The 19914-nt window shown below is 64.0% G+C and carries 15 protein-coding genes and 1 pseudogene; 8 read left to right on the forward strand and 8 right to left on the reverse strand.

Annotated features, from left to right (window positions below):
- Nucleotides 1-4 precede the first annotated feature (4 nt).
- Nucleotides 5-2245: a 1,4-alpha-glucan branching protein GlgB gene (gene glgB / locus IPM84_25255; protein ID MBK9096003.1), complete on the reverse strand. Its 2241-nt coding sequence runs from the start codon at nt 2243-2245 to the stop codon at nt 5-7.
- Between the two features lie 206 nt (nt 2246-2451).
- Between glgB and IPM84_25260 the strand changes: the two genes are divergently transcribed.
- Nucleotides 2452-3873: a glycosyltransferase family 39 protein gene (locus IPM84_25260; protein MBK9096004.1), complete on the forward strand. Its 1422-nt coding sequence runs from the start codon at nt 2452-2454 to the stop codon at nt 3871-3873.
- Between the two features lie 7 nt (nt 3874-3880).
- Here the strand turns inward: IPM84_25260 and IPM84_25265 are convergent, their stop codons facing one another.
- The 6 genes from IPM84_25265 to IPM84_25290 form a co-directional block, all read right to left on the reverse strand.
- Entirely contained in the window at nt 3881-4516 is a 636-nt protein-coding gene (locus tag IPM84_25265) for an acyltransferase (protein MBK9096005.1), read from the reverse strand.
- 215 nt (nt 4517-4731) lie between these two features.
- Nucleotides 4732-5700, reverse strand: a complete 969-nt coding sequence (locus tag IPM84_25270) for an NAD-dependent epimerase/dehydratase family protein (protein ID MBK9096006.1) — start codon at nt 5698-5700, stop codon at nt 4732-4734.
- Between the two features lie 46 nt (nt 5701-5746).
- Nucleotides 5747-7126 carry a radical SAM protein gene (locus IPM84_25275; GenBank protein MBK9096007.1) on the reverse strand — a complete coding sequence of 460 codons (1380 nt, stop codon included), beginning with the start codon at nt 7124-7126 and terminating at the stop codon, nt 5747-5749.
- Nucleotides 7127-7160: 34 nt separating this feature from the next.
- Complete coding sequence (locus tag IPM84_25280) at nt 7161-8435, reverse strand: cation diffusion facilitator family transporter (protein ID MBK9096008.1); 1275 nt, start codon at nt 8433-8435, stop codon at nt 7161-7163.
- 446 nt (nt 8436-8881) lie between these two features.
- Nucleotides 8882-9448 (reverse strand): methyltransferase domain-containing protein, encoded by a 567-nt coding sequence (locus tag IPM84_25285; protein ID MBK9096009.1) that lies wholly within the window; start codon nt 9446-9448, stop codon nt 8882-8884.
- Between the two features lie 10 nt (nt 9449-9458).
- Nucleotides 9459-10535: a zinc ribbon domain-containing protein gene (locus IPM84_25290; protein MBK9096010.1), complete on the reverse strand. Its 1077-nt coding sequence runs from the start codon at nt 10533-10535 to the stop codon at nt 9459-9461.
- Nucleotides 10536-10683: 148 nt separating this feature from the next.
- On the opposite strand from IPM84_25290, the gene IPM84_25295 reads away from it, so the two are divergent.
- On the forward strand, nt 10684-11796 hold the full coding sequence (locus IPM84_25295) for a hypothetical protein (GenBank protein MBK9096011.1): 1113 nt from the start codon (nt 10684-10686) through the stop codon (nt 11794-11796).
- Nucleotides 11797-11829: 33 nt separating this feature from the next.
- On the opposite strand, the gene IPM84_25300 is transcribed toward IPM84_25295, so the two are convergent.
- Nucleotides 11830-13215 (reverse strand): carboxypeptidase regulatory-like domain-containing protein, encoded by a 1386-nt coding sequence (locus IPM84_25300; GenBank protein ID MBK9096012.1) that lies wholly within the window; start codon nt 13213-13215, stop codon nt 11830-11832.
- Between the two features lie 283 nt (nt 13216-13498).
- On the opposite strand from IPM84_25300, the gene fdrA reads away from it, so the two are divergent.
- The 6 genes and pseudogenes from fdrA (at nt 13499) to IPM84_25330 (ending at nt 19895) form a co-directional block, all read left to right on the forward strand.
- Nucleotides 13499-15220 (forward strand): acyl-CoA synthetase FdrA, encoded by a 1722-nt coding sequence (gene fdrA / locus IPM84_25305; protein MBK9096013.1) that lies wholly within the window; start codon nt 13499-13501, stop codon nt 15218-15220.
- A 114-nt stretch (nt 15221-15334) separates the two neighbouring features.
- A complete protein-coding gene (locus IPM84_25310; protein MBK9096014.1) occupies nt 15335-16585 on the forward strand; it encodes a DUF1116 domain-containing protein in 1251 nt (416 codons plus the stop codon).
- 204 nt (nt 16586-16789) lie between these two features.
- A pseudogene (locus IPM84_25315) lies at nt 16790-17641 on the forward strand (cyclase family protein).
- Between the two features lie 3 nt (nt 17642-17644).
- Nucleotides 17645-18463 carry a cyclase family protein gene (locus tag IPM84_25320; GenBank protein MBK9096015.1) on the forward strand — a complete coding sequence of 273 codons (819 nt, stop codon included), beginning with the start codon at nt 17645-17647 and terminating at the stop codon, nt 18461-18463.
- A 66-nt stretch (nt 18464-18529) separates the two neighbouring features.
- On the forward strand, nt 18530-19390 hold the full coding sequence (locus IPM84_25325; protein MBK9096016.1) for a xanthine dehydrogenase family protein subunit M: 861 nt from the start codon (nt 18530-18532) through the stop codon (nt 19388-19390).
- Nucleotides 19391-19415: 25 nt separating this feature from the next.
- Entirely contained in the window at nt 19416-19895 is a 480-nt protein-coding gene (locus tag IPM84_25330) for a (2Fe-2S)-binding protein (protein ID MBK9096017.1), read from the forward strand.
- The last annotated feature ends 19 nt before the right edge of the window (nt 19896-19914 follow it).

The raw sequence follows: 19914 nt of genomic DNA on the forward strand, positions 1-19914 counted from the left end.
CTGCTCAGGCATCCGGCGCGCTGATGACCGGTTCTTGTGCAGGCGTCTTGAGGATGACCACACCCAGCGGCGGAATGGTCAACAAGACAGAGTGCGGGCGCTTGTCCCACGCTATTGGATCCGAGGGCACGCCGCCATTGTTGCCCACATTGCTGCCACCGTACGGGACGGCATCAGAGTTGAAAACCTCGGTATAGAAGCCCGCAAACGGCACACCAACCCGGTACCCGCTGCGGGGCACCGGCGCGAAGTTACAGACAACTACCAGACGCTGATTGGAATCTGCCGCGCGGCGCTCGAAGGCAATGATGGATTTGTCTATATCGTGAAAGTTGATCCACTCGAAGCCTTCCCACGAAAAATCTACCTGGTGCATGGCCGGCTCTGATTGGTAAAGATGATTCAAGTCGGCCACAAACTGTTGCAGTTGTTTGTGCAAGCCGGACTCGGCCAGGTGCCAATCAAGACTGTGATCGTGGTCCCACTCGTGCCATTGGCCAAACTCACCGCCCATGAAGAGCAGCTTCTTGCCGGGATGGGTGTACATGTACGCGTAGAGTGCGCGCAGGCTGGCGAATCGTTGCCAATCATCGCCTGGCATCTTGGTCACCATGGCTTTTTTCAGATGTACCACTTCGTCGTGCGAGAAGGGCAGGATGAAATTCTCACTAAAGGCGTACATCAAAGAAAAAGTGATGCTGTGGTGGTGGAAGCGCCGGAAGACGGCGTCCATCTCCATGTAGTCGAGCATGTCGTGCATCCAGCCCATGTTCCACTTGAGATCGAAGCCGAGACCGCCCACGTAACCGGGCCGGGTGACCAGCGGCCATGAGGTTGACTCCTCGGCCATGGTCAAGACATCCGGGAATTCCTTGTGGACCTGCTCGTTGAAGCGACGGATGAAATCAACCGCTTCCAGATTCTCGCGCCCACCATATTGATTGGGAAGCCAGTCGCCCCCCTCCCGGCCGTAGTCCAGGTAGAGCATCGAAGCCACCGCGTCCACGCGCAACCCGTCAATGTGATATTTGTCCAGCCAGTAGAGCGCGTTGGAGATGAGAAAATTGCGCACCTCGTTGCGCCCAAAGTTGAAGATATTAGTGCCCCACTGCGCGTGTTCGCCCCGCCGCGGGTCCGCATGCTCGTACAGGTGCGTCCCGTCGAAATAAGCCAGGCCATGCGAATCTTTGGGGAAGTGAGCCGGCACCCAGTCCAGGATGACGCCGATCCCGTTTTGATGCAGATGATCTACAAAATACATGAAGTCGGTCGGCGTACCAAAACGGCTGGTCGGCGCAAAATAGCCGACGACCTGGTAGCCCCACGAGCCATCGAAGGGGTGTTCGGCCACAGGCAGCAGTTCGATATGGGTGTAGCCAAGTTTCTTGACATACGCCGCCAGCTTATGCGCCAGGTCGCGATAGTTCAGGAAATCGTTAGTCTCCGGCGCGCGCTGCCACGAGCCCAGGTGTACTTCATAGATGGACATGGGGGCGGTCAAGGCGTTGTGCTGGCGGCGGTTGGCCGCCCAGTCGTCATCACCCCATTCGTAATGCTCAATGTCGAATACGACTGAGCCGGTGTTGGGGCGCCGTTCCGCGTAAACGCCGTACGGGTCCGACTTATCGCCGGTGAAGCCCATGTAGCGGGACTTGATCTCGTATTTGTAGACCTCGCCTTGCACCAGGCCAGGCACGAACAACTCCCACACGCCCAACTGCCCCCGCAGTTGCAGCGGGTGAGTTCGTCCGTCCCACTGGTTGAAATTGCCCTTGACGCTGACCCGTTCGGCATTGGGCGCCCAGACCGCAAAATGCACGCCTTGCACACCAGCCACTGTGCGCAGATGGGCGCCCAGCTTCTCGTACGTCCGAAAATGCGTGCCCTCGCCCAACAAGTGCAGATCGAACTCCGTCAGTTGCAGAGGGTACGCGTACGGGTCCTCGATGTCCACCTCACTGCCATCGTGGCCGACCAGGTGCAGATAATAAGGAAAAATCTCCGCGCTATCTGCAAACACGGCCTCGAAGAAGCCGACGTCGTTCAGTTTCTGCATCGCCGTGCTCTGCGTGGGGTCGTCTTTGGCAACCACCCACACCTGCGCCTCCAGCGGGCGGAAGGCGCGAATGGCCACCGCCTGACGCCCAGCGCCCAGGTCCTGCACGTGAGGCCCCAGCACGTCCAGCGGTGCGCCATGATAAGCAAACACAATCGCATCTATTTCGCCGTCCAATACGGTTTTCATGATTCTGTTTCGTCTCCTCTCATCACCCTTTTGCCAGGCGGTGACGTGTTGCGTCCTGAGTCATTGTACCCGATTTTCGCGTCCCCTTCAACTCAGTCGTTTGCCGCGCATAATCGCCTGTGTTATACTGCGCCAACCGAGCTGCGGTGCCTGTCTGCGCAGGCAAATCTATGGGGGATGCGCGAAGCCACTTGAAGAAGCAGACCATGCTTTGGCACAGAGCCATTGTGCTGACCTACCTGGTCATTGGCGTTCTGTTTGCGGTCTACACCCCAGCCTGGCAGGCGCCGGATGAGCCGGCCCATTACAACTACATCCACATTGTGGCCACGCAGGGCGTGCTGCCGGTTCTGCAGGCCGGCGATTACAACCAGGCCGAGCAGACCGCGGCAATCGTCGCCCGCTTTGGTCCCGGCACTTCCATCGAGGCTTTCCGCTACGAATTCCATCAGCCGCCGCTCTATTACGTCCTGGCTGCGCCGCTCTTTCGCCTGACCGGCGGCGCCCTGCTGCCGTTACGCCTGTTCTCCGTTTTCCTGGGTGGATTGCTCTTGTTGGTGGTCCACCGCGCCGCCATGCTGATCGTGCGCCCGGCCATCGCCCTGGGCGCCATGGCCTTCGTCGCCTTCTTGCCCATGCACATCGCCATGCTGGCCGCGGTCAACAACGACAGCCTGGCGGAGCTGTTGATTGCCATCATGCTCTGGCAATGCCTGCGCCTGTTGATCCGCCCCGCGCCAGGGACGCTGTGGCCCTGGCTGTGGCTGGGCATCGTCACCGGCCTGGGGCTGATCACCAAGAGCACCGTCTACGCCATGCTGCCCCTGCTTGGGGTGACGCTGCTGCTGGCCTGGCGTGATAGTCATCGTCATGATCCAACCTGGCGCCGGGCTGCCAGCCTGACCTTCGCTGTGACGCTGCCGCTGCTCCTGCTGGCGCTGCCCTGGTGGGTGCGCAACCTGGCCGTTTATGGCGGCGCCGACTTCCTCGGCCTCAACCGGCACGAGGACATCGTGCTCGGACAACTGCGCACGAGTGAATTTCTCGCGCAGGAGGGTTGGGTCAGCCTGGGCACGCGTTTCGTCACCTGGACGTTCCGCTCCTTCTGGGGTCAATTTGGCTGGATGAGCGTCCTGCTTGATGACCGTATCTACACCGCGCTGCTCATCCTCAGCCTGGCGGCCGGCGTAGGCGCAGGCTGGGCGCTGTGGCGGGCGTGGCCGCAGCGCGTTCACCGCCGCGGCCTGTTGATCCTGGCTCTCGCCATGCTGGGCGCCGCAGGCGGCTATCTCTGGTACAACCTGGGCTTCGTACAGCACCAGGGGCGCTATCTCTTCTCCGCGCTGCTGCCGGCGGCGTTGGGCCTGAGCGCAGGACTGGCCGCGCTGGCGCAACCCAGCGCCAGTCGCACAGCGGCCGCCCTGGCCGCGGGTGGCCTGCTCCTGAGTCTGGCCGTGGCGCCTGGCCGTTGGACGCTGCTGCTGTGGGCGGCGGCGGTCATTTTGCTGGCGCTGCTGCCCCGCCTGCAACGCTGGCACGGTCTGCTCTACCGCGGCGTGTTCGTCGGTCTGGCCGGGCTGTGCCTTGTCAGCCTCTTCTGGTTCATCATGCCACAGCTACAGCTCTGAGGATGCGCTACGACGGCCGACTGCCAACGACCCGCGCCGGCACGCCCACCGCAATCGCGTAGGGCGGCACGTCACCGGTGACCACCGCGCCGGCGCCAATCACCGCGCCGCGGCCGATAGTCACACCATCCAGCACAATCACCCCCAGGCCCAGCCAGGCATCATCTTCGATCACGATCGGCCCCTTACTAGCCAGCGGTTGATTCTTGATCGGCTGCGTCCGTTCGGCAAAGGTGTGTTGGTACGGGCTGAACGCACACTGCGGCGCAATTTGCACCTGGTTGCCGATGCGCAGATCGGCCACAAAGCCCTTGAGATTGCAGGCGCCCTGGATGTGGCTATCGCGGCCGATGACCACGCTGCCGCCGGCGCCGATCTCGATGACGGTGCCACGGTGCAGCGAGGAAAATTCGCCCACTTCGACCCGGCCCCCGTCATCGTGCGCGTAAATGGTCACGTCGTCATCAATGAAAGCATGGCGCCCCACGCGTAGATCAGCACAGCGAATCTGCGCCAGCGGCGAGATGAAGGGCCGCGGCGTCAGGTTGGCGAGCAGTTTGCGGTCCTTGTACACGCCGCCCAACAGCCAGACCGCCAGCCGCGTCGCCAGGCGGCCGCCGCCGGTTGGCCCGGAAACAGCCATCAGCCTGCGCAGCATCGGTTCCTTCACGCGCCAGGGTAACAAAGCGTCCTCTCCTTGTAGATCGTTCGCGCCGCAAGCCGTAGGTCACGCCTCCGGCGTGACAACGCCGTCCGCGGCAAATCATGCTTCGGTGCGCCAACGCCGCAACCCGTAGGCTTGCATTACAACCCTTGCGTCCCTGCGCCGTGGCGTCCCTGCGTTGAAATCCGCACCCATCAAACCATGCCGCTGGCCCGATACCAGGCCACAGCCGTCTGAAAGGCCTCCAGCAGCGGGCCTGGCGTCCAGTGCAGTTCGGCCAGGGCGCGGGCGGGGTCGCAGGTCAGCGCGGCGGGGCGGGCCGCGGCCGGCACTGTGACCGGAGACGCGACCGGCCGCAGCAGCCCAATCAGCCGCGCGCGCCAGCCCTGGGCCGGGCGCGGGGGCGGCTGTCCGCTGGCCGCCTGCAGCAGGGCCAGGAAACCGGTCAGGTCGAGATTGCCGGCCGGATGCCCCAGGATGTAGCGCCGGCCGATCTGGCCGTGCGCGGCCGCCAGCAGGTGACCGCGGGCGATGTCATCCACGTCGCAAAAATTGATGCCGCCGGCCAGATAACCCGGCATCTGTCCGCGCAAATAGGCCAGGATGCGGCCGCCGGTGGCGGTGGGGCGCCAATCGCCCATGCCTACGGGCGCAGTGGGGTGAACGACCACCACGGCCGCGTCGCCGGCCGCGGCCGCCGCCAGTGCCAACTGCTCGCCCCGCCATTTGGAGAGAACGTAATGACTGGCGCTCCCCTCCAGGTTGAAGGCCACGTCCTCAGTGGGAAGATCGTCTGCAGCCGGCGGCCGGCCAATCGTGCCGACGGTGCTGGTATGCACGAAACGCTCGACGCCGGCCGCGGCCGCAGCTTGCAGCAGATGGCGCGTGCCCTCCACATTGACGGCATAGAGCAGGTCACCATCGGCCGGATTGGCGCTGTAGAGCGCCGCCAGGTGATACACGTGCGTGCAGCCGAGCAGCGCCGCGGGCAGACTGGCCGGTGTACGCACATCGCCCTCGCAGACCTCCACCGCCAGCCCGGCCAGATTGCGCCGATCGCTGCCGGGGCGCAGCAGCACACGCACCGCGATGTCAGCGCGCAGAAGCGCCCGCACCACCGCGGCCCCTACAAATCCGTTGCCCCCCGTGACCAAAGCGATCATGTGAATTGCCATTCTTGAGATGACGCGCACGCGCCCTGCCGCCGGCCTAGGAGAGCCGTCGCCCGCGCCGCGCCGATACCTGATAGGAGCGTCCGCCGTTCCAGCCCAGGAGCGAAGCCAACTTGCTGCCGATGCCTTGCGGGGGCGGTGGTTCGCCCTGCAAGCTCTGCCATTCACGCTGCAACTCGAGGATTTCGCTGCGCGTCAAGGGGCGGGCGCCGGGACGGCTGTTCAGGTTGGCGCCCAGGCCATCCTGCTCCAGTCGCACACCGGCATACGGCCGATAGGCCTTGATGCTGAGCAGGGGCGGGCGCACGCTGGCCAGGAACTCACGGGTTTGCGCACGAGCGCCGTAAGTTTCGCCGGGCAGGCCCACCATGACGAACAGCCGGCAGGCGATACGCACCTGCGCGGCGGCATCCAGCACTTCCAACACCTGGTCGCGGTAATCGTCGGCGGTTTGCCGGGGATGCAGGCGCCCCATCAACTCCAGCATCTCATCATCCACCGTTTCCAGGCCGATCTTGATGGTGGTGCAGCCGGCGCCAGCCATCTGCCGCAGCAGGGCCAGATCGAAATGCTCCGGCCTTGATTCGCACTCCCAGTTGATCTTGAGCCGACGTGCAAGACGTGCAATGAGGGCTGCGCAGAAAGCCTCGGTCCAGGCACGATCGGCCGCAAAGACGATGTCACGAAAGAGGTAGCGTGCTTTGGGGAAGGTCTGCTGCAGCCAGGCCAGCTCGTCCACGACAGCTTGCACGGGGCGCACCTGGCGGCCATGGCCTTCGACGGCGACGTAGGGGCAATAGGCGCAGTCGTCATCGCAGCCGCTCCCTGCGCGCAGGGTCAGGAAGGGGTAGCGATCGTGCGGCAGCAGTTCCCATGCCGGCCGCGGCAACGTCGTCAGGTCGGCCCTGGGCAGCGCGGGGCCGGCGACCCACTCGCCGTCACTCTCGTCGTCAGCGGATGCTGTGGCCAGCGCTTGCAGCGTGCGCAAGACGGCCGTCTCCGGTGCGCCCAGGGCCACGGCGGTCACACGACACTGCTCCATGACGGTCTGGCCGATGAAACGCATGGCCGAGCCAAAGGCAACGACATCCACATCGGTATCGGCCAGCAGATGTTGGCAGAAATCTACGTCAACGGTCAGCGTCGCCTGGCTCATCAGCACGCCGATCTGCAGATCGGTTGCGCGGGGAGGCACGCGTGCCAGGGTGGCCGCCACATCGAGCTTCTCGGCCACGGCATCCACACAGGTGACGCTATAGCCGGCCTGGCGCAGCACCGCGGCCACGGTGGCGATGGTTTGCGGCGGATAGTAAAAATCATCCGCGTGCGGGCCGATGACACCCAGACCGGCGGAACCTTCACGGTTCGCAGTCTTGCCCGCAGGGCCAGGTGGGTTGATCAAAAGAACATGGGACATACGGGACCCCTTCCCGAAGCGAAAAATGGGCCGTTCACTGCGCGTGGTGCGCGGTGATGGCGTGGTGGATCCAGGAATCGGCGCCTGGCTGCGGCCGGGGGTCCACATGGACGATCATGGTGCGCAGCCGCGGCAGCGCATGAAACAGCCCGTGGCGCACCTCTTCGGCAATCGTATGACTGGCCTGCGTAGCCAGGTTACCATCCACCTCGATGTGCAGCTCGCCCCACAGCGCGTGACCCACCCAGCGCAGACGCGGCTCATGCACCGCTTCGACGCCGGGCACCCGGCTGGCAACTTTTTCCACGGTATCCACCATCGCCGGGTCCACTGCATCCATCAGGCGCAGCCACATGGTGCGGGCCGCGTCACGCACGATGAACAGGATCGCCACCCCGATCAACGCGCCGATCAGCGGGTCGGCCAGGGGAAAGCCCAGCCAGGCGCCAATGGCGCCCACCAGCACCGCCAGCGAGGTCAACCCGTCGGTGCGTGCATGCAGGCCATCGGCCACTAGCGCGGCCGAACCGATGCGGCGTCCGGTACGAATGCGCACGTATGCGGCCAACTCGTTGCCAATAAAACCGATAATGGCCGCGGCCGCCACCCAGCCCAGGTTGCGCATCGGTTCAGGGTGGATCAGCTTCTGCCACGTTTCGTAGAAGATGACCAGCGCACTGCTGAAGATCACCAGCACCACAAACGCGCCGGCCAGATCCTCGGCCTTGCCATAGCGATAGGTGAAGCCGCGCGAGGGCTGACGCCGGTTGAGGGCAAAGGCCAACCACAGCGGCACGGCGGTAGTGGCATCGGCAAAATTGTGAATGGTATCGGCCAGCAGCGCCACGCTGCCGCTGATGGCCACGATCACAACCTGCATCACTGCGGTCAGGAGCAGGCTGACCAATGACCACTGCAAGGCGCGGATACCCTCCCGGCTCGTCGTCAAGACAGAATCAGAAACCAGTTCACCCCCACCGTCCCCGTGGCCGTGCATGTGAAAGACCGTCTGAATGAAGCCCCACACGCCTCCCCCATGACTGTGCCCATGCTCGTCACCGTGGGCATGACCGGCCTCCTGCCCGGCGTGATCGTGGGCATGCCCGGCCTCCTGCCCGGCGTCACCGTGGGCATGCCCGGCCTCCTGCCCGGCGTGATCGTGGGCATGCCCGGCCTCCTGCCCGGCGTGATCGTGGGCATGCCCGGCCTCCTGCCCGGCGTGATCGTGGGCATGCCCGGCCTCCTGCCCGGCGTGATCGTGGGCATGCCCGGATTCCGCAGCCGTTATCCGGGAAACCTGTTTTGTCATCGTGAACCGGCGGCCCGTTTTTCCACCCTCGCGGCCCTGTCCAAGATCGCTCGCGCCTTCGTGATCCTCTCCGTGCTGACTCATTTCGACCCTCTCCCTCAGCTCATTCAGATTGAAATTGTACCCGATCCGTATCCCGGCCTGCGCCCCACTCGCTTCAACCGTAGGTCACGCCTCCGGCGTGACGACGCCGTCTGCGACAAATCATGCTCCGGTGCGCCAACACCGCAAGCCTCCGGCTTGCGTTACAGCCCTGGCGCCCCTGCGCCCTGGCGTCTTTGCGTTGAAAACGCCGCAAGCCTCCGGCTTGCGTTACAGCCCTTGCGCCCCTGCGCCCTGGCGTCTTTGCGTTGAAAACGCCGCAAGCCTCCGGCTTGCGTTACAGCCCTTGCGCCCCTGCGCCCTGGCGTCTTTGCGTTGAAAACGCCGCAAGCCTCCGGCTTACGTTACCGCTTCGTCGCCACCAGGCTGGCCACTGGCCGCGGCGAGTCGCAGCCGGCCTCGATCCATGCCTCGCGGTAAACTTGAACCTCCAGACCCGGAAAGCCCTGGCGCAGTTCGCCCGGCGAAAGCAGGAATTCGGGAGACATTTCCGGGCGCACCTGGCGCACGGCCTGCGTGAGGGTTTCGCAGATCAGCACACCGCCGGGACGCAGCGCCTGCACCAACTGCGGCCACAGATCACGCTGCAGGTAATAGAAATTCGCGATGACATCGAACGAATTCGCCGGCAGAGTGAAGGCCGTCAGGTCGGCGATCACGGCTTGCAGGCCGGGATGGCGAGCGAGGGCCTGGCGCACCGCCACCTCGCTGATATCCACGCCGATGACGCGCAGGCCATGCGCCAACAGCCAGCCCGCGTTGGCCCCCAGGCCCATCGCCACATCGAGCGCCAGGCCGTGGGTGGGCAGCCAGACGCTTTGCTCGACCAGAAAGGCGCGCGGCTGATCAAAACCGGCGTGTTGTCCGCTGCGGTAGCGCTCGTTCCAACGCTGGGCGTCGGTCGCTGGCATGGTCCCCTCCTCAGGGCGCCGGCTGCAGGTCCGTGATGTCGCCGAAGCCGTTGACGGTCAGGCTCCAGCGGCTGCCGGGCGCAAACTGGGCGAACTCATCCGCGTTGTCCGGTGTATAGGTGATCTGCTGGCCATCGTCGCTGAAAAGCACCGAGTAGCGCTCGCTGCGTTCTCCTTCCCGTTCATCCTGCGCCGCCAGTGTCTGTGGCCAGGCAGGTGACAGATCCGCGCCCTCGGCCACCACCGTGTTGATAATCGTCCAGGTCAACGACTGGTACTCGCACCATTGGTCGTAGACGTTATACTGACAGTCCTGCACCACCTTGCCGAAACCGCTGCCCTGGTCAAGCACATACGGTGTACCACAGACCTTCTCGGCATTGGCCGCCGGTTCTGCCTGCGTATAGCGCACCCGCGCCTCGCACGTGGCGATGTCCGCGCCAGACGGCACCGCATCCTGCCAGGTGCTGGCAGTTACCGGGCGCAGGCCCAGGATGGCAACCGTGCGCTGCCATTGCACGCTCTCCACCGTGGCCACGGTTTCGGTGCGGCGGCTGCCCATGGCGCTGAACAGGATCATGCCCAGCACGCACAAACCGATGACCGCCGCGACCGCCAGCCACAGCCAGCGCGGATTGGCCGGCTGCGCGGGGCGCGCGGTCACGGATGCTGGCGCCGCCGCCAGGTTGCCGTTACACTGTTTGCACTTGGTGGCGCCGGTGGGGTTCATGGCGCCGCAGAAGGGGCAAGCCATCTCCGGCAGCGGCGCCGTTTGCAGCGCGCCCACCGCCTGGCCGCTGCTGCGCGCCTTGCCCTGGGTGAGATCAGCGCTGCACTGTTTGCAGGTCTTCGCATCGGCCGCATTGCGCGTGCCGCAAAAGCCACACGCAATATCCGGGCCTAGCACTGCGCGAGCCAGCTTACCCTGGTCCTGCAACAACTCCTGCTGCGCCGGCAGCTCGAAGGCCGCATCGGACGCCATGGCCGCGCCGCAACTGGCGCAGGTCTTACGTTCGCCGGGGTTACGCCGGCTGCACTGCCGGCACGTCCATTCAAGCTCAACATAACCAACTGTTTCTTGCGTCATCCTTGTGCATCCTGTGCTTGAGTGACTATTGCACGTCTATCGTTCGCGTTGTATGATGGCGCTGGCATCGTTTTTTGATATTTCGCCACGGAGGTGATTCATGCGCTTACGACAGATCCTGTGTAGTCTCATATTCCTGATGTGTCTTGTGACCCTCGCGCTCCCGGCCAGGCCGGCCGCCGCTGCCGGAACCTGCCCGGATTTCAACCATGACGGCAGCGTTGACGTCAACGATGTCACGAATATCGCAGCGCGCTGGGCCACAGCGTCCGCCGATCCCCGCTTCGATCGTGATGGCGATGGCAGCATTTCCGTCACCGACATTCAGCAGGTCGCCGTGCGCTGGCACGAACTCTGTACTCCCCTGAGCACCTGCCCCTTCTTCCCGCCAGACAATATCTGGAATACCCCGGTGGACACCTTGCCGCTGGATGCCCACTCCCAGGCCTACATCAATTCGATCGGCCCCACCACGGGAATGCACCCTGATTTCGGCGCCGCTCTCTGGCAGGGTGCGCCCATCGGCATCCCGTTCACCACCGTACCCGGCAGCCAACCCCTGGCGCCCATCACCTTCATCTGGTATCCCGAAGAGAGCGACCCTGGTCCCTATCCCATTCCGCCCAATGCGCCCATCGAAGGCGGGCCGAACAGCACGGGCGACCGGCACGTGCTGGTGGTTGAGCACGATACGTGTCATCTGTACGAATTGTACTACGCCTGGCCCCGTTCTGGCAATCGGTGGGATGCCGGTAATGGCGCGGTTTTCAACCTGCTGGCGCACAACCTGCGCCCGGACACCTGGACATCGGCCGACGCCGCGGGACTTCCCGTGCTGCCGGGATTAGTTAGCTACGATGAGGTGGCAGCCGGCGAGATTACCCATGCGCTGCGTTTTACGGTGCAAAACTCACAGCGGGCCTACGTCTGGCCGGCGCGTCATTATGCCTCCAGTTCCACCAATCCGGCCTATCCGCCGATGGGTCAGCGTTTCCGCCTGAAGGCCAACTTCGACATCAGCGCCTTTTCAGCCAGCAACCGCGTCATTCTCACCGCGCTCAAGCGCTACGGCATGATGATGGCCGACAACGGCAGCAACTGGTACCTCTCCGGCACGCCCGATGCGCGCTGGGACGATGACGATCTGCACCAACTGCAGACGGGCGTGCATGGCGCTGACTTCGAGGCGGTGAACGTCTCCTCCCTGATGCTTGATCCCGACTCCGGCCAGGCCCTGCCGCCCCCGCCCGCTTATCCGTAACCGCACGGTCATTCTATCTCTTGCCCTCTGCCCCTACTGACCATGCTGAAAGATGACCTCGTACGAATGGTGTCCCCAGTTGTTACCCCCGCAGTTGTCAATGGTGGGCGGGGTCATGCTGCTCAAGTAAGGGGTTACGCCGGAGGGGCCGGCCAGCACCTGCACCGTGAATTCCTGGCGCCCCGGCAGGTTGTAATCAATGTAGCCGGCCGGCTTGTAGATGTCCGCGCCGGTCAGCTTGTCCTCCTCGAAGCCGCCCTGTTCATGAAAACGAACCGGCGTGCCGCGGCGCTGCGTGCCGTCGGCCTCGATGACCCACACGCGCAGGTTGTGATTCAGGTGGTTGTCCTGGCACGAGATGTAGCGCGTGGAAACCAGCGTGTAATCCGGGAAGGTGGTCTGTGCCTGGAAATTCACCGTCAACCACTGATGGCCGTTGACACAGTCGTCGCTGGTGGGGATGCCCGGCGCTTCCACGCTGTTCAAGGAATCCAGAAAACCAATCTGGCCCACGAGAGGAGAGAGCAGGCGCTCGCGGCTATCCACCACGGCAACCTGCCAGCGTCCGGCCAGGGGCGCGGCCGGGTCAAGCAGCGCCCGCCAGCGCCCGTCTGCGCCGGTGACAACGGTCATCTGCGGGCCGCCGGGCAGAGCGGACCACACTGCGACGCGTACACCGGCTTGCGGCGCTCCACCAGCAGCGACCACGCGGCCCTGCAAGCCGGTTGATGTGCAGCCTGTCGCGCCGATGATGATACCCGTGGCTTGGTACTGCCAGGTTGGGTCACCGAGCGGCGTGGTCACCCAGGGCAAGAAGGTGCGCAGCGTGCGGCCGGTGCGCTCCAGCGTCACATCATCTACGAAGACCAGGCCGTGCGGCCCGACCGCCGCTTGCTCCACCTTGACGAAAACCGTGGTCTGCGTGGCGGCGGCAGTGGCCGTCACCGTCAGCGTGGCCCACGCGCCTGCGCTGCCGGCGCTGCTCCAGACCACCGAAGGCGCAGTGGGATCGCTGCCGCCGAGGGGATCCAGGCCGATCGTCCCGGTGATGCCATCCACGCTGGCCGGCGGGTAGACGCGGGCCGTGGCGCGCAGGCTGTCCTGGGGCAGCAGATCGCCCGTCACCGTTTGCGCGATGCCTGCGACATAGGCGCCGGTATCGGCCGCCAACACCTGCCAACGGTTGAGCGGCGGCTCCACCTGGCCGGCCTGAAAAGCCAGCGTGCCGGTGATGACAAAGGGCGTCCAGTGGTTGCCCACCATGCCGGCCACACCCACGACGGTGACAGGGTTGAAACCGGCTTCGAAATTGCCGTTGAGCAAGGGCAGCGGCACGTCAGCCGCAGGCATGACCCCTGCCGAGGCGGGCAGCAGTTGGAGCAACACGAACAGGCTAAGGACAAAACGGATCGTTGTCATGGGTACACTCCTGCAAGGATTTGTGACAGTCATCCTGGGGAACAGGCTTGTGGCTGGTCACAGCATAGCACGCGCGCAACGCTCTGTCAAGAGCGCAAAATTCGAGTGCGATTTATCCCAGATTGACACTCGCGCGAGAAAATGTTATACTGGCAGTGACCTGGAAGGACGCCTACAATCGTTCTTTCCTGGCCAACCGCCCGCTCCACATGCCAGACAAGCGTTGATTGACCACACCCCTCTCGTGTCTCCATCGGCTTGTGTGCGCGCAGACGAGGTGTCTATGGCAGAGACCAGAGTCGAAGTCCGTTCGGGAGTCTACTACGATTCGGTGATCTTGATGCAGTTGCAGCGCGCCCTCGCAGTGCTTCCGGGAATCATCGAAGCAGGCGTGGTGATGGGAACGCCCGCCAACAAAGAGTTACTCTCTCAAACCAACCTGTTGCCGGCCGAAGCGGCCGCAGCCAAGCCCGACGACCTGGTGATCGTCGTGGCTGCGCAAGACGCGGCCGCGGCTGGCGCAGCCCTCGCGCAAGTCAACGAGCTCCTGACCCACCGCCGCACGACGCTCGAACAGGAATATCGCCCGCAAAGCCTGGAGGTGGCCGCGCAAGCCCTGCCCGCTGCTGCCTGGGTGTTGGTTTCCGTCGCCGGGCGTTATGCAGCCGGAGTGGCTCGCCAGGCGCTGGGATTGGGCAAACACGTCTTTCTGTTCAGCGACAACGTTTCGGTCGAAGATGAAATCGCGCTGAAGCAGATGGCCGCCGCCGGGGGCCTGGTCGTCATGGGCCCGGACTGCGGCACGGCCCTCATCGGCGGTGTCGGCCTGGGGTTTGCCAACCACGTGCGCCCCGGGCCGATCGGGGTTGTGGCCGCCGCCGGCACCGGCCTGCAGCAAGTGACCGCGCGCATCCATCAGCTTGGCGGCGGCGTCAGCCACGGCATCGGCACCGGCGGTCGTGACCTGACTGAGGCCGTGGGCGCGATCACCTTCCGCCAGGGCATTGACCTCCTCAACCGCGACCCGCAGACCAGGGTCATCGTACTGGTCTCCAAGCCGCCCGCGCCCGCCGTGGCCGCGCAGATGCTGCACCTGGCCCGCGCGGCGACCAAACCGGTGGTCGTGGCCTTCGTCGGGCGGCCGCCCATCGCCGCGCAGGTGGGCAATCTGCATTTTGCCGCCGGGCTGGATCAGGCCGCAGAGATAGCCGTGGGCCTACTGGACCAGGCCGAGACGCCGCAGGACCGCCATGCAATCGAGCAATTTGCCCCCAGCCAGCGCTATTTGCGTGGGCTTTTCTCTGGCGGCACGCTGGCTTACGAGGCGCAGCACCTGCTGGCTGATTATCTGCCGGCCGTGTGGGCCAACGCGCCGCTGAACAAGGCCTACAAACTGCCGAACGCCCTGCACAGCCAGGAGCACACCATCGTTGACCTGGGCGAAGACGAGTTTACCGTCGGGCGCCTGCACCCCATGCTGGACAACGAACTGCGCATCCGCCGGCTGCTGCAAGAGGCCCAGGACCCGGAAACGGCCGTGATCTTGCTGGATGTGGTGCTCGGCTACGGGGCGCATCCCAACCCGGCCAGCGAACTGGCCCCGGCCATCGCCCAGGCCCGCCAACTGGCCGACGACGCTGATCGCCACCTGGCGGTGGTGGCGGTTGTCACCGGAACCGACGCCGATCCGCAAAACCTGGACGCGCAGATCGAGCAGTTGCGCGGCGCGGGCGCATGGGTCACCACCAGCAATGAGGCGGCAGCGCGCCAGGCCGGGCAACTGCTGCTGCCGCTCGTCACTCCCTCCGTCCGGTCAGGACTGCCGCCGGTGAACCTGACCCTGCTGGGGCAACCGCTGGCCGCGATCAATGTGGGGCTGGAGTCATTTGCTGACAACCTCAAGCTGCAAGGAGCGTCCGTGATTCATGTGGACTGGCGCCCACCGGCCGGCGGCAACGAACGGCTGGCAGGCATCCTGGCGAGGATGAAGAAGACCTCAGCCTGAGAAAATAGAAGATAGAAGATAGAAGATAGAAGATAGAAGATAGAAGATAGAAGATAGAAGATAGAAGATAGAAGATAGAAGATAGAAGATAGAAGATAGAGGTGGGAGGAGACAATGATTGACATCGAAGAGGCGAATCGGCAAACCGTCGAGCGCATGATGGAAGCCCGGCCCGTGCTGGTGGGAATCGGGCGGGCGCGGGATGTCATCCCCGGCATGCACGACAACCTGCTCTTGCACGCCGGCCCTCCGGTGACCTGGGCGCGCATGGCCGGCCCCATGAAGGGCGCGGTGGTGGGCGCTTTGATCTTCGAGGGCAAGGCGCAGGGGTGGGACGATGCCGAAGCCCTGGTGAATTCGGGCGCCATTCAGTTCGCTCCCTGCCATCACCATGCCGCGGTTGGCCCCATGGCCGGCCTGATCTCTCCTTCCATGATGGTCTACATTGTCGAAAATCAGACCCACGGCAATCGGGCCTATTCCGGCATGAACGAGGGCCGCGGCCGCGTCTTGCGCATGGGCGCGTACAGCGAGGAAGTGATTACGCGCATGCACTGGCTCAACGATGTCTTTGCCCCCGTTGTTGACGAGGCGATTCGCCTCAGTGGCGGCCTTGACCTGCGCATTCTACTGACCCAGGCTCTGCACATGGGCGATGACGGCCACAACCGCTTGCAGGCCGCCTCGCTGCTGTTTCTCAAGAGTCTCGACCCGATGATCGTCAAAGCCGCACCCAACTGTGACGTGGCCTCTGACATCCTCAAGATTATCGGCGAGAACGCGCTCGCTGTCTTGAACCCGGTCATGGCCGCATGCAAGACGATGGCCGACGCCGGCCACAACATCGCCGGCAGCAGCATTGTCACCGCCATGGCGCGTAACGGCACCGAGTTTGGCATCCGCGTCTCCGGGCTGGGCGACCGTTGGTTCACCGCCCCGGCCAGTGTGGTCAAGGCGCTGTATTTTCCCGGTTTCACGGAGCAGGATGCTAACCCCGACATCGGCGATAGCACGATCACCGAGACGGCCGGCATCGGCGGCTTCGCCATGGCCGGCGCGCCCGCCATCGTGGCCTTCATCGGCGGTTCGGCCAAAGATGCGGTGCGCACCACCCTCGACATGTACGAGATCACGTTTGCCGAACACCGCTACTTCTCCATGCCCGCGCTCGACTTTCGCGGCACCCCCACCGGCATTGACATCCGCAAAGTGGTCGAGAAGAGTATGACCCCGCGCGTCAACACCGGCGTGGCTCACAAGGACCCGGGGATCGGGCAAGTAGGCGCGGGAATCGTTGTGGCGCCGATGTCCGCGTTCGAAGATGCGTTCATGGCCTACGCCGAGGAATACGGATTTGCCGATTGAGAAGCCGGGTTTCTGGCTTGACATCTCTCGAAAGGGTAACTGCTCACCCTGCAGGCCGATTTGGACAGGATGAACAGGATGTACAGGATTCTTGCTCTGTGGTGTGCAAAACTATCGGCACGAGAGTTCGAATATCCTGTCAATCCTGTGAATCCTGTCTGAATTCCAGGCAGACCCAGCAGTTACTCGAAAGGACACGAATTCATGGACCGCGCCTCGTTTATTGACATGCTGTCTACGGCCAAGATGACTGATCTGACCCAGGGGTGCAGCATCTTCACGCCGCCCTGGCCGGGCGAGAAGTCCCTGGAAATTCATTTCTTCAAGCGCGTGACCGGCGCCTACGGCGGCGGTCAGGGCGCCAACGGCCAGATTCTCAACTGGAGCAATACCGTCGGCACACACCTGGTCGGCGAGCGCGCCTTCCATTCGGGCGGCCGCGCCATCGCCGACATTTCCTTGCGCGACCTGTGCGGCCCCGGCGTCGTCGCCGACATTTCCGACCTGGTTTCCGACTACAGCCTCTACACGCCTGAGATGATCATGAGCCGGGCCGATGTGCGCCCCGGCGACATCCTGATCATCAACACCGGCTACCATCGCTACTCCTGGGATCAGCCCGATGTCTTTTCCGCGCAGGCGCAGGGCGGCGTGGAGTCGAAGGAGTTTGGCTTCTATGTGCGCCACCCTGGCCCCGCGCCCTCTTTCTTCCCCTGGGCGCTCGCCATGAAGCTCAAGGTGGTCGGCGTGGACTGTGGCTGTGCGGAGCATCCGATGAATACCCCCATCCGCCGTATGCACGAAAATCACTTCCAGCGCGCCGAAGCAAAGCTCAAGCAAACCTACGGCATGTCCTGGGACGAGATGTTCCCGCAGGATGACTACTACCAGATGACCCACATCACGCTGCCGAAGGCCCATCTGATCTTCGCCGAGGCCATCGTCGGGGACATTGACAAGCTCAAGAATCAGCGCGCCTGGATCGCCATCATGCCGGTCCCCTTCATGGAGGTCGAAACCGCGTGGGCGAGGGTCTGCGCCTATCAGCCGCCGGAGGGCATGGATGACGCAGCGTTCTACCAGGCCATGGCCGCGGCCGAGATCTTTGACCTGACTGCGCCCTTTAGCTGCCAGACGCCGCAGTGGCTCAACTACGTGCCGTTGAGCGTCACCTACAACAAGCGTGTCGGCGGCCAGTATTTCGGCATGGGCCGCAACGGCTCCACCTGCAACGCCAGCATTCACATCGCCACTCACATGGACGGCGAGAAGCACTTCTACCCGGCCGGGCGCGCCATCGGTGAGGTGCCGCTGACCGATTGGGTTGGCCCCGGCGTCATTGCCGACATTTCGCATCTTGTCAGTGATGCCAGTGTTTACACACCGCAGATGATCCAGGACGTCGTTGATATTCGCCCGGGTGACATCCTGATCATCAAGACCGGCTGGGCTAACTACGGCTGGTACAGCCCGGACGCGGACGAGTTTCGCTACATGGTCAACCACCCCGGCCCGTCACCCGACTTTTCCAAATGGGTCACCGACATGCACATCAAGTGGATCGGGGTTGATGCGGTCAGTGCGGACCACCCGATGAACACGATCATGCGCATCTGGCACCCCAAGACCTTCGCCGCGGCCAACGCCAAGCTGATTCGGGACTTTGGCAGGGATTGGGATGAGATGTACCCGTTGGACTACTATTACCAGGATATGCACCTGAACCTCTTCCCCAAACGAATCGTTCACGCGGAGAATCTGGCCGGCGACCTGTTGAATATGCCCAGCGGCCGCTATTACATCGGCTGCTACCCGCAAAAGGCGATGGAAGCCGAATCCATGTGGGCGCGCTTCGTGGCGATCAAAGCAGGGGAGTAGCAACGCCGTCCGCGGATGATGGCGTTGCACAAGAAGGTTCTTGTACCAGTGGAGGCACGTATCTGAATGAAGCCATCTCCTTTTACCTACCTCGCTCCTGGCAGTACCAGCGAGGCGCTCGCCTTTTTGAGCCAACACGGCTTCGATGCCAAGCTCCTGGCCGGCGGGCAGAGCCTGATCCCCGCCATGAACTTTCGCCTGGCCCAGCCGGCTGCCCTGATTGATCTCAACACCATCCCCGACCTGGCCTACCTGCGGCCGCAGGCTGACGGCGGGCTGGCCGTCGGTGCGATGACGCGCCACAGCACGATCGAGCATGACCCACTGGTCGCGGCGCGTGCCCCACTCCTGCGCGCCATGGCCCCCCACATTGCCCACGCGCAGATTCGCAATCGCGGCACCTTTGGGGGCAGCATGGCACACGCCGACCCGGCCGGCCATTGGCCCACTGCGGCCCTTGCCCTGCAGGCGCGCTTCCGCATCATGGGCGCAAGCGGCGAACGCTGGCTGGATGCAGATGATTTCTTCCTCAGTCTGTTCACCACCGCGCTGCAGGCAGACGAATTGCTGGCAGAGGTGATGCTGCCGCCGCTGCCGCCGCGCAGCCGCATTGGCTATCAACAGGTGGCCCGTCAGCACGGCGCCTTTCCGTTGGCCGGCGTGGCCGCGGTCATCACCCTGGACGAACACGGCCGCTACCAGGCCGCCCGGCTCGTCTATCTGGGCGCCGGTGAAATGCCCATGATCGGCGCCCAGGCCGCCAAAGCCCTGCTCGGCCAGGCGCCCTCGGCTGGCGTCATCGCCGCGGCGGCGGAGGCCGCGGCCCGCTATGATGTTGATCCCGGCGGCGACATCCACGCCTCGGCCGCGTACCGCCGACACCTGGTGAAAGTGCTGACCCGCAAAGTCCTGCACGAGACGGCGTAACCCTGGCGTGACCTAAGGAACACTCATGTCTCAAACCATTCCTGTGACGATGACCGTCAACGGCGCCCAATACGAACGCTTCGTCGAGCCGCGGCTGCTGCTGGCCGACTGCCTGCGCCACGAACTGGGGCTGACCGGCACGCACGTCGGCTGCGAGCACGGCGTCTGCGGCAGTTGCACCATTCTCTTCGATGGCAAACCGGTGCGCTCCTGCCTGATGTTTGCCATTCAGGCCCAGGGCCACGAGATTTTGACCGTCGAAAGCCTGGGCACGCCTGAGCATCTGCACCCCTTGCAGGCGGCCTTCCAGGAAAAGCATGCGCTGCAATGCGGCTTCTGCACCCCGGGTTTTCTGATGACCCTGGTCCCCTTCCTGGCCGACAACCCGCAGCCGACCGAGGCCGAGATTCGGGAAGCCATTTCGGGTAATCTCTGCCGGTGTACCGGCTACCAGCACATTGTGGAAGCCGTCCACCTGGCCGCCAGCCAGATGGCGCAGGCGTAAGCCGCTACCAGCGCCCAAA

The organism is Candidatus Amarolinea dominans, from assembly GCA_016719785.1.
Taxonomy (GTDB): Bacteria; Chloroflexota; Anaerolineae; order SSC4; family Amarolineaceae; genus Amarolinea; species Amarolinea dominans.

What these genes read in the sequence shown, in the direction of transcription:
- IPM84_25265 (MBK9096005.1), bottom strand. Translation starts at nt 4,516, where the DNA reads ATGGCTGTTTCCGGGCCAACCGGCGGCGGCCGCCTGGCGACGCGGCTG.
- IPM84_25275 (MBK9096007.1), bottom strand. Translation starts at nt 7,126, where the DNA reads ATGTCCCATGTTCTTTTGATCAACCCACCTGGCCCTGCGGGCAAGACT.
- IPM84_25320 (MBK9096015.1), top strand. Translation starts at nt 17,645, where the DNA reads ATGGATGACGCAGCGTTCTACCAGGCCATGGCCGCGGCCGAGATCTTT.
- IPM84_25260 (MBK9096004.1), top strand. Translation starts at nt 2,452, where the DNA reads ATGCTTTGGCACAGAGCCATTGTGCTGACCTACCTGGTCATTGGCGTT.
- IPM84_25285 (MBK9096009.1), bottom strand. Translation starts at nt 9,448, where the DNA reads ATGCCAGCGACCGACGCCCAGCGTTGGAACGAGCGCTACCGCAGCGGA.
- IPM84_25325 (MBK9096016.1), top strand. Translation starts at nt 18,530, where the DNA reads ATGAAGCCATCTCCTTTTACCTACCTCGCTCCTGGCAGTACCAGCGAG.
- IPM84_25270 (MBK9096006.1), bottom strand. Translation starts at nt 5,700, where the DNA reads ATGATCGCTTTGGTCACGGGGGGCAACGGATTTGTAGGGGCCGCGGTG.
- glgB (MBK9096003.1), bottom strand. Translation starts at nt 2,245, where the DNA reads ATGAAAACCGTATTGGACGGCGAAATAGATGCGATTGTGTTTGCTTAT.
- IPM84_25280 (MBK9096008.1), bottom strand. Translation starts at nt 8,435, where the DNA reads ATGACAAAACAGGTTTCCCGGATAACGGCTGCGGAATCCGGGCATGCC.
- IPM84_25310 (MBK9096014.1), top strand. Translation starts at nt 15,335, where the DNA reads ATGATTGACATCGAAGAGGCGAATCGGCAAACCGTCGAGCGCATGATG.
- IPM84_25290 (MBK9096010.1), bottom strand. Translation starts at nt 10,535, where the DNA reads ATGACGCAAGAAACAGTTGGTTATGTTGAGCTTGAATGGACGTGCCGG.
- fdrA (MBK9096013.1), top strand. Translation starts at nt 13,499, where the DNA reads ATGGCAGAGACCAGAGTCGAAGTCCGTTCGGGAGTCTACTACGATTCG.
- IPM84_25300 (MBK9096012.1), bottom strand. Translation starts at nt 13,215, where the DNA reads ATGACAACGATCCGTTTTGTCCTTAGCCTGTTCGTGTTGCTCCAACTG.
- IPM84_25330 (MBK9096017.1), top strand. Translation starts at nt 19,416, where the DNA reads ATGTCTCAAACCATTCCTGTGACGATGACCGTCAACGGCGCCCAATAC.